This is a genomic window from Streptomyces mauvecolor, from assembly GCF_039532965.1.
Taxonomy (GTDB): Bacteria; Actinomycetota; Actinomycetes; order Streptomycetales; family Streptomycetaceae; genus Streptomyces; species Streptomyces violascens.
Genome location: NZ_BAAASQ010000023.1, coordinates 260,468 through 273,618 on the forward strand (window position 1 = coordinate 260,468; position 13,151 = coordinate 273,618).

The following is a 13,151-nucleotide window of genomic DNA, read 5'->3' on the forward strand; positions in this document are numbered from 1 at the left end:
CGTCAGACGGCCACGGCGTCGGCCTCCGCCTCGCCGATGAACGTGCGCCACAGCCGGGCGTACTGGCCGTCCAGGGCGAGGAGCTCGTCGTGCGTGCCGTCCTCGGCGACCCGGCCGTGGTCCATCACGATCACCCGGTCCGCGCGGGCCGCCGTGGTCAGGCGGTGCGCGACGACCAGCGTCGTACGGCGGCCGGTCAGGCGGTCGGTGGCCTGGTTGACCTGCGCCTCGGTGGCCAGGTCCAGAGCCGCCGTCGCCTCGTCGAGCAGGAGGATGTCCGGGTCGACGAGCTCGGCGCGGGCCAGCGCGATCAGCTGCCGCTGCCCCGCGGAGAGGTTGCGGCCTCGCTCGGCGACCTCGTGGAGGTAGCCGCCGTCGAGCGTGGCGATCATGTCGTGGGCGCCGACCGCACGGGCCGCCGCCTCCACCTCGGCGTCGCTCGCGTCGGGGCGCCCGTACGCGATGGCGTCGCGGACCGTGCCCTCGAAGAGGTACGCCTCCTGCGGGACGACGCCGAGCCGGTGCCGGTAGGCGGTGATGTCGAGGTCGCGCAGGTCGGTGCCGTCGGCGGTGACCCGCCCGCCCGTCGGGTCGTAGAACCGCGCGACCAGCTTGACCAGGGTGGACTTCCCGGCACCGGTCTCGCCGACGAACGCGACGGTCTGGCCGGCCGGTATGCGGACGTCGACGCCGCTCAGCGCCTCTTCGTCGTCGCCGTACGCGAAGTCGACGTCCTCGAAGGCGATCTCGCCGCGCAGCGACAGGACGTCGAGCGGCTCGGCGGCCGCCTCGGTGGAGGTCTTCTCCTGGAGCAGTTCCTGGATGCGCTTGAGTGAGACGGCCGCCTGCTGGTAGCCGTCGAAGACCTGCGAGAGCTGCTGTACGGGGGCGAAGAACAGGTCGATGTACAGCAGGTACGCGACAAGGGCGCCCGTGGTGAGGGTGCCGTTGTCGACCCGGCCCGCGCCCACGATCAGCACGGCGGCCGCGGCCACCGACGACAGGAGCTGCACGAACGGGAAGTACACCGAGATCAGCCACTGGCCGCGCACGCGCGCCTGGCGGTAGTGGTCGCTGCGGTCCGCGAACCGTGCGGCTCCGTCGTGCTCGCGCCGGAAGGCCTGCACGATGCGCAGGCCGGACACCGACTCCTGGAGGTCGGCGTTGACGGTGCTGACCCGCTCGCGGGCGAGCTCGTAGGCCTGCACGCTCTTCTTGCGGAAGAAGTACGTGCCGACGACGAGCAGCGGAAGCGTCGCGAAGACGACGAGGGCGAGCTGGATGTCGATGACGAGCAGCGCCACCATGATGCCGAAGAAGGTGACGACGGAGACGAACGCGGTGACCAGGCCCGTCTGGAGGAACGTGGAGAGCGCGTCCACGTCCGTCGTCATGCGGGTCATGATCCGGCCGGTCAGCTCCCGCTCGTAGTAGTCGAGTCCGAGCCGCTGGAGCTGCGCGAAGATCTTCAGGCGCAGGGTGTAGAGGACGCGTTCGCCGGTGCGGCCGGTCATCCGGGTCTCGCCGGTCTGGGCGAGCCACTGGATGGCGACCGTGACGAGCGCGAGCCCGGAGGCGGCCCAGACCGCGCCGAGCGCGAGCTGGGTGACGCCCTGGTCGATGCCGTGCCGGATCAGGACCGGCAGGACCAGCGAGCCGCCTGCGTCGATCGCGACGAGGAGGAGCGAGACGAGCAGGGGAAGGCCGAATCCGCGCAGCAGCCTGCGCAGGCCGTACGAGTCCTCGGCCCTGACGGCCTTCGCCTCGTCTATGCCGGGGGTGTCGGTCGCGGGCGGCAGGGCCTCGACCTGGGCGAGCAGCTCGGGCGTGGCAGGCATGCCGCCAGGGGCGGTCGACTCCGCCTTCTCCTCCCGCACCCACAGCGGCGGGGTGATGCCGCGCTCGGCGTCGAACTCCGCGTCCAGTTCGTCCCGTACGGAGTGGTCCTCCTCTTCCGGGAGCGGGACGGCCGGGACGTGGCCGGGCGATACGGCGCCCAGCTCGTCCGGATCGGTCAGCAGGCGGCGGTACAGGGCGCTGTCGCGCTGGAGTTCCTCGTGGGTGCCGATCGCGGCGAGGCGGCCGCCGTCCAGGACGGCGATGCGGTCGGCGAGGCCCAGGGTGGAGCGGCGGTGCGCGATGAGCAGGGTGGTGCGGCCCGCCATGACCGACTTCAGGGCCTCGTGGATCTCGTGCTCGACGCGGGCGTCGACGGCCGAGGTCGCGTCGTCCAGGACGAGCAGGCGGGGGTCGGTGAGGATGGCGCGGGCGAGCGCGATGCGCTGGCGCTGGCCGCCGGAGAGGGTGAGGCCGTGCTCGCCGACGGTGGTGTCGTAGCCCTTGGGGAGCTCGGCGATGAACCGGTCGGCCTGTGCGGCGCGCGCGGCCTTCTCGATCTCCTCCTGGGTGGCGTCCGGCTTTCCGTACGCGATGTTGGCGCGGACGGTGTCGGAGAAGAGGAAGGAGTCCTCCGGTACGAGTCCGATGGCGGCGCGCAGCGAGGCGAGGGTCAGCTCGCGCACGTCGTGGCCGCCGACGAGGACGGCGCCGTGCGAGACGTCGTAGAAGCGGGGCAGGAGCAGCGAGACGGTGGACTTGCCGGAGCCGGACGAGCCGACCACGGCGACGGTCTCGCCGGGCCGGATGTCGAGCGAGAACCCCTTCAGGACGGGCCGCTCGGTGTCGTAGCCGAAGCTCACGTGGTCGAATTCGACGGTGGCGGGGGCGTCCGGCGACAGCTCCTTCGTGCCGTCCTCCAGGGAGGGCTCGGTGTCGATGAGCTCCAGGACGCGCTCGACGCCGGCCCGGGCCTGCTGGCCGACGGTGAGCACCATGGCGAGCATGCGGACGGGCCCGACGAGCTGGGCGAGGTAGGTGGAGAACGCGACGAACGTGCCGAGGGTGATCTCACCGCGCGTGGCGAGCCAGCCGCCGAGCGCCAGCATGGCGACCTGGCCGAGCGCGGGGACGGCCTGGAGGGCCGGGGTGTAGCGGGAGTTCAGCTTGATCGTGCGCAGCCGCCCGGCGAAGAGGCGCCGCCCGACCTCCCTCAGCTTGCCGGTCTCCTGGTCCTCCTGGCCGAAGCCCTTGACGACCCGGACCCCGGACACGGCGCCGTCCACGACCCCGGCGACGGCGGCGGCCTGGCCCTGGGCGTACCAGGTGGCGGGGAACAGGCGGGTGCGGCTGCGCTTGGCGATGAACCAGAGGGCGGGGGCGACGGCGAGAGCGACCAGGGTCAGCAGCGGCGACAGCCACGCCATGATCACGATCGAGATGATGAAGAGCAGGATGTTGCCGATGGTCATCGGCAACATGAAGAGGAGGCCCTGGATCAGCTGGAGGTCGCTGGTGGCGCGCCCGACGACCTGGCCCGTGGACAGCTCGTCCTGGCGCCGCCCGTCGAGCCGTGTGATCGTGCCGTACATCTCGGTGCGCAGGTCGTGCTGGACGTCGAGGGCCAGCCGCCCTCCGTAGTACCGCCGTATGTACGTGAGCCCGTACACCACGACGGCGGAGGCTATGAGGAGCCCGGTCCACACGGCGAGGGAGCGGGTGTGGTGGCCGATGACGTCGTCGATGATCACCTTGGTGATCAGCGGGACGAGCGCCATGACGGCCATGCCGCAGAGCGACGAGCCGAGGGCCAGCACGACATTGCGCCGGTAGCGCCAGGCGTACCCGGTCAGCCTGCGCGCCCACCCCTGTTGCGCACCCTCCGTCACGACATTCCTCCCGTTGGTACCTGTCCTGCCGCAAGCCCCAACACGGGGGCCTGCGGATTTCATCCCGCCGCAACAAATACGGGACGTGAGGACCAGGACCGCACGAGGCGTTCTACAGGTGCGTCGGCGCGAACATCTTCAGGAGGGCGGGCAGCACGACGACCGAGGGGCCGGGGGTGGCCAGCGCCTTCGACAGGTCGGCGGTCAGGGTGTCCGCGCTCGTACGGACCGCCGGGACGCCGAAGGACTCGGCGAGGGCGACGAAGTCCGGGCGGGCCAGTTCCGTGGCCGTGGCCTCACCGAACGTGTCCGTCATGTACTCGCGCAGGATGCCGTAGCCGCCGTCGTCGACGATGAGCCAGGTGACCGGCAGGTCGTACTGCCTGGCGGTGGCGAGCTCGGCGATGGAGTACATGGCCCCGCCGTCGCCGGAGACCGCGAGGACCGGATGGCTCGGGTCGGCGACCGCCGCGCCGAGCGCCGCCGGGAGACCGTAGCCGAGGCCCCCCGCGCCCTGCGCCGAGTGCATCGCGCCGGGCCAGGCGGACCAGGCCCAGTAAGCGAGGATCGTCATGTCCCAGAAACTGGGTGCCCCGGCGGGCAGCGCCTCGTGCACGGCGGCGAGGATGCGCTGCTCCTCGCCGAGGTCCTGCGCGTCGATACGCGCCCGCACCTTCGCCAGGACCGTCCGTACCCGCTCGGCCGCCGTCTCGTCGTTACGCTCCGGAGCCGTTTCGAGCAGGGCCTGGAGGGCGATGCGGGCGTCCGCGTGGATGCCGAGCGCCGGGTGGTTGGACTCCAGCTTGCCGAGGTCGGCCTCGATCTGGACGATCCGGCCGCGCGGCTGGAACGTGTGGTAGTTCGACGACAGCTCGCCGAGCCCGGAGCCGACCACGAGCAGGACGTCCGCGTCCTCCAGGAAGTCGGTGGTGTGCCGGTCCTCCAGCCAGGACTGGAGCGACAGCGGGTGTTCCCACGGGAAGGCGCCCTTGCCGCCGAAGGTCGTCACGACCGGCGCGTCCAGCTTCTCGGCGAGCGCGAGCAGCTTGCCCGAGGCGTCGGCGCGTACGACCCCGCCGCCCGCGATGATCGCCGGACGGGCGGCTCCTGCGAGCAACTCGGCCGCTACGGCGGTCAGTTCGGGGCGCGGAACGATGTCCTCGGGAAAGGCGTCCATGGGGGTGACGACGGGCAGCGCCGTCTCGGCGAGCAGCACGTCCTGCGGGATCTCCACCCACACCGGCCCGTGCGGCGCGGTCAGCGCCGACTCCCACGCGGCCGCGACCGCCGAGGGAATCTGCGACTGGCTGCGCACCGTGTGGACGGACTTCACGACGTCGCGGAAGGACGCCTTCTGGTCGCGCAGCTCGTGCAGATGGCCGTGCCGTCCGCCACCAAGTCCCGCCGTGGGGACCTGACTCGAGATCGCGATCACCGGGGACGACGCGGCCGCCGCCTCCTGGAGGGCGGCGAGCGAGGTCAGCGCGCCGGGGCCGGTCGAGAGCAGCAGCGGGGCCGCCTCGCCGGTGATCCGGCCGTACGCGTCGGCCGCGAAGCCCGCGTTGTTCTCGACCCGCAGCCCGACATAGCGGAGGTCCGAGCGGCGCAGCGCGTCGAACAGGGCGAGCGCGTGCTGGCCGGGCAGCCCGAACACGGTGGTCGCGCCGAGCCCGGCCAGCGTCTCCACGACCAGGTCACCGCCGGTGCGGCCGGGCGGCGGGTTCAGCGCGGCCGCGGTCTGCGCCGCGGTGGGGCGCAGGACGATGTCGTGGTCGTGGGTCATCACACGGTCCGGGAGGCCGCGATCTGGCGGGACATGATGGTGGTCAGCTCGTAGGCGGTGTGCGAGGCCGCCACGCTGGTGATCTCGGCGTGGTCGTAGGCCGGGGCGACCTCGACGACGTCGGCGGAGACCAGGTTGCAGGAGGCCAGGCCCCGCAGGATCTCCAGGAGCTCGCGCGAGGTCATGCCGCCGGCCTCGGGGGTGCCGGTGCCCGGCGCGTGGGCCGGGTCGAGGCAGTCGATGTCGATGGAGATGTAGAGCGGGCGGTCGCCGATGCGCTGGCGGAGCTGGTCGGCGACCTCGTCGGCGCCGCGCCGGTAGACGTCGGCGGAGGTGACGATGCCGAAGCCCATCTTCTCGTCGTCGGTCAGGTCCTGCTTGCCGTACAGCGGGCCGCGCGTGCCGACGTGGGACAGCGCCTCGGTGTCGAGGATGCCCTCCTCGACGGCCCGGCGGAACGGGGTGCCGTGGGTGTACTCGGCACCGAAGTAGGTGTCCCAGGTGTCGAGGTGCGCGTCGAAGTGGAGCAGCGCGACCGGGCCGTGCTTCTTGGCGACGGAACGGAGCAGCGGCAGCGCGATGGTGTGGTCGCCGCCGAGCGTCATCATGCGGGCGCCGGTGCCGAGCAGGTCGTCGGCGGCCGCCTCGATGGTCTCGACGGCCTCGTTGATGTTGAACGGGTTGGCCGCGATGTCACCGGCGTCGGCGACCTGGGCGAGCGCGAAGGGCGAGGCGTCCTGGGCCGGGTTGTACGGGCGCAGCAGGCGCGAGGCCTCGCGGATGGCGTTGCCGCCGAAGCGGGCGCCGGGCCGGTAGGACACGCCGCTGTCGAAGGGCACACCGACGACGGCGACATCGGCGGTGCCGACCTCGTCGAGGCGGGGCAGCCGGGCGAAGGTCGCGGGCCCGGCGTACCGCGGGATGCGGGACGAGTCGATCGGACCGCGCGGCGTTTCGTTGCTGCTCATGTGAAGTGCCCTTCGTTTTCGGCGTGTTGTGGCGACCCGGGCCGTCGGGCCCGGCCGGGTCCGGCGGTGCGCGGAGCCTGTCCGCTCTCCCGTGTGCGCCGGTCGGCACGACCATAGGCGGCCGGGCAGCCACACTGAAGTGTACGTTTCCTCCACTCCCGACGCCGCTGACGGATGGATCGTCCACATGCCGGAACCGACCGCCCCGCCCACTCCCCCTATCGCGCTCACCGCGCTGCTGGCCCGCGCGGACCTCGGCCTGCGGCAGCTCGCGGGCCCGGCCGAGGTGTCCATCCGCTGGGTGCACACCTCGGAGATGGCCGACCCCTACCCGTATCTCCTCGGCGGGGAGCTGCTCATGACGGCCGGGGTGCAGCTGGCCGACCCCGAGCGGTACGTGTCCCGGGTGGTGGAGGCGGGGGCGGCGGCGCTGGGCTTCGGGGTCGCCCCGGTGTACGACGCGGTGCCGGCCGCCCTGGTGGAGGCCTGCGCACGCCACGGCCTCCCGTTGCTGGAGGTGCCGCCGCAGACGACGTTCTCCGGGGTGGCGCGGGCGGTGTGGCTCCTGATGGCCCGGGCCCGCGAGGACGAGCTGCGCCGCGTGAACGAGACCCAGCGCGCGCTGGCCGCGGCGGCGTCCCGTCCGGCGCCGGTGGGGGCGGTCCTGCGGGTCCTCGCGGGGCGGCTCGGGGGGTGGGCGGCGCTGGTGACCCCGGCCGGGTCGGTGCTGGATGCGGCGGGGGCGGAGCCGCGGGGTGCCGTGCTGGAGGGGGTGCGGGGGCTGGTGCGGGTGGTGGCGCCTTCGGCGGACCTCCCCCTCACCGCCACCGACACCCTCGGCGGCACACACCTCGCCGCCTACGCCCTCGCAGGCCCCCGCGTGCTCGCACTCGCCACCCCCCACCGCGCCCCCGGCGACCACACCATCGCCGGCGTAGCGGCCGTACTGCTCACCCTGCTCACCGCCGAGCGGCAGGGCGCGGACGAGGCCGCCCGTTCGGCCGCCCTGGTGCGACTCGTCCTCGGCGGCGCCCCCGAGGACACCGAACCGCTGCTCGGCGAGGGCCCGTGGGTCGTCGTGCACGCCCGGGGCCAAGGGACCCCGCCCGACCTCGGGACCCCCCTGGTCGACCCCCTGGGCGAGGCGGGCGAGCAGCATGTACGAGCCCTCGTACCCGCCGACCGCGAGGTCACGGCGCACCCCGGCTGGACCCTCGGCGTCAGCGCCCCCGCCGCCCTCGAAGGGCTGGCCGTCGCCGACACCCAGGCGGCCAGGGCCCTGGAGCGCGCGGAGGCGACCCGCACCCCCCTCGCCCGGCACCGCCCCGCCGGATTCGGGGCGCTGATGGACCCGCAGGAGGCCGCCGCGTACGCCCGCCAGATGCTCGCCCCGCTCGGCGACACCTTGCGCGCCACCCTGCGCACCTGGCTCTCGCTGCACGGGAGTTGGGACCGCAGCGCGGTCGCGCTGGGGGTGCACCGCAACACCGTGCGCCAGCGGATCGGCCGCGCGGCGGCGCTGCTCGGCGTCGACCTAGACGACATGGACGTACGCACGGAGCTCTGGCTGGCGCTGCACCACTCATGAAGTCGACCTGGATAAACGGGGGGTTACTCGATCTGGCCCATCCACATGCGTCGGCCCAACTCGTCGAGCTCTGTCCGACGTTCCTCATACTCAGGCAGCGCGAGTCCCATCAGCCGCCAGAAGTCGGCACGATGGCCCGAAATCCGCACATGAGCAAGCTCGTGCGCCACGACGTAGTCCACCAAATGCATCGGAAGCTGGAAGAGAGGCCATCCCAGACTCATCAGGCCCGGCTCCCGGCCCTCGCTGCCCGGCCGGTACTTCCCCCAGCGCTGTCCAAGGTCACAGACCTCCAGCGCGGGTTCGGACACGCCCATTCTGGCTGCCCACGGCTGGAGTCGTCCCGCCGTCCAAACACGTCCCACTCGGCAATACCAGTCGACCAGCGCCATGCGAGCACGGTCTGGGTCCTCGGCGTCGTCCCGGCCCATGACCAGACGCCCCGCAACCAGCCGGACCCCACCCTTCGTGGGTGAGTCCGGCACGATGGCCAGCCGGTACGTCCGCCCCAGGTAGCGGAAGGCCTCACCTTCGACCAGCCGCTTGACCGGATTCAATGGTCGAGTCCTCTCACGCAGTCCGAGTTTGCTCACCAGCCAGTCGCGGTGTCCGCGGACGAAGCCCTCGGCCTCGGCCACCGGTCGACCCAGGGGTGCGTGCAGTGTGAGCGTGGCGTCCGTCTCCACGGTCAGCGCGAACCGCTTGCGGCGGGTGCCGATCCGGACCCGCAGCACCAAGCCGTCCACGGTCAGTTCATCCCCGTCGGCGAGGGCCAGGGGGATACGGGCGCCTGCGAGTGCGGTCACCCGCCCTATTCTCCCCGGGCCCTACCCAAGAACTGCGCACGGTTACTGTTCGCGAAAGACGCGAGCCCCTGCGCAATGTGCCCCAGAGGACTCCAGTCTGCCGGGTCGGTGGGCCGAAGGCCGCCCCTGACCAGCTGAGTGTGGATGCCGCTCGCCAGGTCGCTGATGTCCTGGCTCTGGCTCTGGTAGGCGGCCTTTCCCATGGTGCGCGCGGCCACGTCGCACACGTCGCCGACCAGCAGCCGGCTGTCCCGCGTCTCGTCACGTGTGGCTCCCGGGTACTCCACCAACAACTGGTCGAGGAGCCGGAACACCCGCTGCTCAAGCACGCTGAGTCCGGCGAGCGCCGGATCCTGCTCCTCCTCCTGCAACGCCTGCTCGATGAGCGGGCCGAACTCGGCGAGCTGCTCGTCGAACCGTCCGGCGAGATCCCGCAGGATCTCCTCAAGCCGCTCCGAGAGCCGGGCGTACTTCGCCGGGTCCTCCCGCTTGACCCGCTCCTCCAAGTGGAAGCGCAGGGCGTGCCCCATTTCTGCTGCCGCCTCACGGACCGGCAGAGCGCGCACCCTGTCGTCGAAGGTCGGCGACGCGAGTGAGACGGGCGGGATGACCTCTTCGAACTCCGGCGCCTCCAGATGGTCGGCGATCATCGCCCGCACCTTGCGTCCGTAGTTGCGCAAGGTGAAGATCCCGCCAGGACCGTCCCGGTGAAGCGTCCGGATGCGCTTTTGGAGCCTGCCCCATCGGCGGGCGTCGTCCACGAAGTCCAGTGCGTGCTCGTGTGGAAGTACGCGCTCCAGCGCTGCCAGGAACTCATGCAGCACCGTGTCGTAACCGGACCGTGTGGCCTCGTCCTCGAAACCGGCAGCGAGCCCGCCGAGCCGCGTGACGTCGTCGAGGTCGGCGTCGGTAATGCCGTACCGCTTCAGGAAGTTCCGCACCGCCTCAGCGGCCGGGGCCAAGGCCTCGACTTCGTCCGAGAGGCTCCTCATGGTGTCGTCGACATCGGCGTCCCGGTACCCGGCGAGCGCGTCGGCCAGGTGCTCGAAGACCCCGTAGTAGTCGACGACGTAACCGACTTTCTTGCCGGGCATGGGCCGGTTGACCCGGGCGACGGCCTGGAGCAGTTCGGCGTCGCGGATCGGGCGGTCCAGGTAGAGCGCCTGCTCGCGCGGCGCGTCGAAGCCGGTGAGCAGCATCGACTTCACGATGAGGAAGGCGACAGGGCTTTCCGGGTGCACGGGGTCCGGCCCCGGCCCGGTCTCGGGCTGCGCGGACTCGGCGGGCTGGGACCAGGGGTGGTCCGCGACATCGGAATGCTGGGCGTCCTGCAGCCCCTGATGGAACGGCGTCGACGCCACCCACTCCGGCTCGGGCGGGAGATGCGGGAAGGCGTGGTGAAACCGATCGATATACGCCTTCTGCCGCTCCTTGTCGGTCCACGACAGCCAGCGGCGGTGCTTGCGCTCGGCCCCCGGCGAGATGACCGGTACGAAGTCGATGCGGCGCAGCAGCGCACGGTACTGGTGCGCCGTGTGCAGGTAGCGGAGCCGACGGGGCAGGTCCTCGACGGGGGTACCAGCCACGGACTCCGGGTCGAAGGCGGTGAGCTCGATCATCAGCGCATCGCGCGCGGCCCGGAGCGCCTGGTGATACTCCACGGCCGCCTTCCGGCTGACGGCGGCAACCTGAGCCTTGAAGCCACCGCCCGGCAGCACCCAGGTGACCCAGTGTTCCAGCATGTCCTCGGCCTTGGCGCGGATCATCGGCCGTGATTCGGCGACGTCCCGCTCGGTCGGCGAACTCTTCAGCAGTTTCGCGCGCTCCTCAGGCGTGCGGCCCCTGATCAGGTCCTCGAAGTTCCGGTCGAGCCCGTCCTTGTCGAAGACCTTGCCCTCGCCGGTGCGGCCTTCGTACCGGATGCGAACGACGACGCCGTCGCGCTCGGCCTCCTCCATCCGGTACGTGTCGAGGAAGCCGCGCCCCGGACCACCGCTGAAGATCCGGCGGGTGTCGGCCTCCCGGCCGGTCATGATCGGCGTGCCGGTGAACCCGATCTTCGCCGCATTGGGGATGGCCTTGCGCAGCGCGGCGTGCAGCACGCTGGTGTGCGAGCGGTGCGCCTCGTCGACCAGGACGAGGATGTCGGAGGAGGTGTTGCACTCCGGGAAGTCCGGAACGACCAGCGGAGTTTCGACCACCCGCTCCCGCCGGGCCCGCTCGGCCTCCTCGTACTCCTCGGTGAGGTCCCGGTCGTCGCCGTCCTGCCCGCCCTCAGCGGCGAAGGTGAACCCGCCCCCGTACTTCTGGATCATGGCGAAGACGACGCGCCGTCCGCCGTCCCGCAGCAGCCCCTCCATCTGCGTCCGGGTCCCGGCGGTCTCGACCTCGGACTCGCTCAGCCTCAAGGTCTTGGACAGCTGGTCCTGGAGCTGGGCGCGGTCGGTGACCACCACCACCATGAACTCGCTGAGCCGGTGGTGCAGATGGATGCGGCGCACCAGGAACGTCATGGTCAGGCTCTTGCCGGAGCCCTGGGTGTGCCAGATGACACCACCGCGCTCGTCCGCGTCGAGCAGCCCGCTCCGGGTCCGCCCGCTGAGCAGCCGTCGCACGGACTTCTCGGCGGCCCGGTACTGCTGGTGCCGGGCCACGGCCTTGACCGTGCGAGTCCCGCCGGATTCGGTCTCGACGGGCAGCGGGATGACGTAATGCCGTACGACATTGAGCAGCGCGGCGGGCCGCAACACGACCCCGACCAGCTTGTGCCGCTCGTTCAACGGTCCGACTCCGTCCGGCAGTTCACCAGCGATCGTCTGCGGATGTTCCGGCTCGACGCTGCGCCACGGGTGGAAGTGCTCGGGCGTCGAGGTGACCGTCCCGAGATAGGCGGTGTCGGCCGTCGCGGCGACCAGCAGCTGCACGGTCCGGAAGAGCTCGGGGACGCCAGCCGGCAGCGGCAGCCCGGCCTCCAGGCGTTCGTCGTCCGGCAGCGGATCACCTGCGTAGTGGCGCAGGTCGGCAACGGCACTGCGGAGCGGATCGGACAGTTCCGGGCTCTTGGCCTCTACGACGACGAGCGGGATGCCGTTCACGAACAGGACGATGTCGAGGACCGACACATCGCCGGACCGGTTCTTGACCCGAAGCTGATCAACGACGACGAACTCGTTGAGCTGAGCCCGCTCCTCATGCCACTCGATGTACTGCACGGTCGCGGAGGGCCCGCCGTGCTCGGCGGACGGCGCGGTCAGGACGCAGCCGCTGAGCAGCATCTCGGTGGCGTCGAAGTTGGCCTGCACGATGCCCTTGCCGAGCGGGACGAGGGTCAGTTCCGCACGGGCCCGGGACACATCCGTCGCGTCCATCCACGGCTTGCGGTCACTCGCCCGCAGGTTGATCCGCCGCAGCGCCGCATCCAGCAGGTCCACGAGCAGAGGTGTATCGGCATCGAGCGTTCCGACGTCCTTGCCGGTGAGATGCGTCCACCCCATCGCCTCAAGCTGCGCGACGACCGGCCGCTCCACCTCGTCCCGCTCCACCTGCACGACCACGCCCCGCGCCTTCCCGCCCGTACCGTTCTCCGCTCAGGCCATTCATTCTGCGCCTCGGGAGCGCAGGGTGGGAGGGTTCTGGCCTGCGGGAATGAGGTGAGGGCTGGGGTTGTGGTGGGGTTTGCGGGCATACGTCCATGAGGTGTTCGGGGTCAGTCAGCAGGCCCATCGGCCTCAGGCCCCGGAAGCCGGGCCCCTCGGCTCACCGCGATCCGGTGCACGTCACGGAGGGCTTCGGCCATGCGGGTCAGCAGGAATCGGAGCTGGGCGCTGGTGGCGGGCCCACCTCCGCCCAGCATGTCATCGGCGTGGGTGAGGAGTTCGACGGCCCTACCGAGCTGGACGCTCTCGATGCCGTCGGCGACCCGGGTGAGGTACCCGGTCCCGTCCGTGAGGAGGTAGCAGGGTTTGCCGTCCGGGCCGGCCCACGGAAGCAGCCTGCCTTCGTCCCTCATGCACCCACTCCCGCACGCCGGTTCGGGTACGGCCGAATCTCGACGCCGTGCGTGGTGAGCCAGAGCACGCGCCGCCGCCGCGCCTCGTCCCGCTCGTGCGCGACGAGGTACGGGCGGACGAGGAGACTGTCCTCGCCTCGGAGGAGAGGTTCTGGATCCCGGGAAGCGGCGACCATCGGCGGGGCGGGGCGCAGCGGATCCGGTTCCGGCTCGGCGGGCCGTAGCCGCAGCAGCAGGCTTTCGAGGATTCGGATTATCCAGTACGTCATGTC

At 71.5% G+C, this 13,151-nt stretch carries 8 protein-coding genes; 2 read left to right on the forward strand and 6 right to left on the reverse strand.

From position 1 onward, the window contains the following. Positions 1–2 precede the first annotated feature (2 nt). The 3 genes from ABD346_RS28700 to speB all read right to left on the reverse strand — a co-directional run bounded on the left by ABD346_RS28700 (position 3) and on the right by speB (position 6,476). Entirely contained in the window at positions 3–3,725 is a 3,723-nt protein-coding gene (locus ABD346_RS28700) for an ABC transporter ATP-binding protein (protein WP_344378831.1), read from the reverse strand. 112 nt (positions 3,726–3,837) lie between these two features. After that, positions 3,838–5,508, reverse strand: coding sequence for a thiamine pyrophosphate-binding protein (locus tag ABD346_RS28705; RefSeq protein WP_344378833.1), 1,671 nt, complete (start codon positions 5,506–5,508; stop codon positions 3,838–3,840). Further along, a complete protein-coding gene (speB, locus tag ABD346_RS28710) occupies positions 5,508–6,476 on the reverse strand; it encodes an agmatinase (RefSeq protein WP_344378834.1) in 969 nt (322 codons plus the stop codon). The genes ABD346_RS28705 and speB overlap by 1 nt, the downstream gene beginning before the upstream one ends. Positions 6,477–6,663: 187 nt before the next feature. On the opposite strand from speB, the gene ABD346_RS28715 reads away from it, so the two are divergent. Beyond that, complete coding sequence (locus ABD346_RS28715) at positions 6,664–8,064, forward strand: PucR family transcriptional regulator ligand-binding domain-containing protein (RefSeq protein WP_344378836.1); 1,401 nt, start codon at positions 6,664–6,666, stop codon at positions 8,062–8,064. Positions 8,065–8,087: 23 nt separating this feature from the next. Here ABD346_RS28715 and ABD346_RS28720 read toward each other — a convergent pair whose 3' ends face one another. From ABD346_RS28720 to ABD346_RS28730, 3 genes are all read right to left on the reverse strand, one after another. After that, the gene (locus tag ABD346_RS28720; RefSeq protein ID WP_344378838.1) at positions 8,088–8,870 is read right to left on the reverse strand and encodes a M48 family metallopeptidase; all 783 of its coding nucleotides are present in this window, start codon (positions 8,868–8,870) and stop codon (positions 8,088–8,090) included. A 5-nt stretch (positions 8,871–8,875) separates the two neighbouring features. Beyond that, complete coding sequence (locus ABD346_RS28725; protein ID WP_344378840.1) at positions 8,876–12,424, reverse strand: type I restriction endonuclease subunit R; 3,549 nt, start codon at positions 12,422–12,424, stop codon at positions 8,876–8,878. Between the two features lie 152 nt (positions 12,425–12,576). Then, positions 12,577–12,879 (reverse strand): hypothetical protein, encoded by a 303-nt coding sequence (locus ABD346_RS28730; protein ID WP_344378841.1) that lies wholly within the window; start codon positions 12,877–12,879, stop codon positions 12,577–12,579. A 47-nt stretch (positions 12,880–12,926) separates the two neighbouring features. Between ABD346_RS28730 and ABD346_RS28735 the strand changes: the two genes are divergently transcribed. After that, entirely contained in the window at positions 12,927–13,103 is a 177-nt protein-coding gene (locus ABD346_RS28735; RefSeq protein ID WP_344378843.1) for a hypothetical protein, read from the forward strand. Positions 13,104–13,151 lie beyond the last annotated feature (48 nt).

Bases quoted from the DNA above. Each gene is read 5' to 3' on its own strand.
- speB (WP_344378834.1), bottom strand. From the start codon at position 6,476: ATGAGCAGCAACGAAACGCCGCGCGGTCCGATCGACTCGTCCCGCATC.
- ABD346_RS28715 (WP_344378836.1), top strand. From the start codon at position 6,664: ATGCCGGAACCGACCGCCCCGCCCACTCCCCCTATCGCGCTCACCGCG.
- ABD346_RS28705 (WP_344378833.1), bottom strand. From the start codon at position 5,508: ATGACCCACGACCACGACATCGTCCTGCGCCCCACCGCGGCGCAGACC.
- ABD346_RS28730 (WP_344378841.1), bottom strand. From the start codon at position 12,879: ATGAGGGACGAAGGCAGGCTGCTTCCGTGGGCCGGCCCGGACGGCAAA.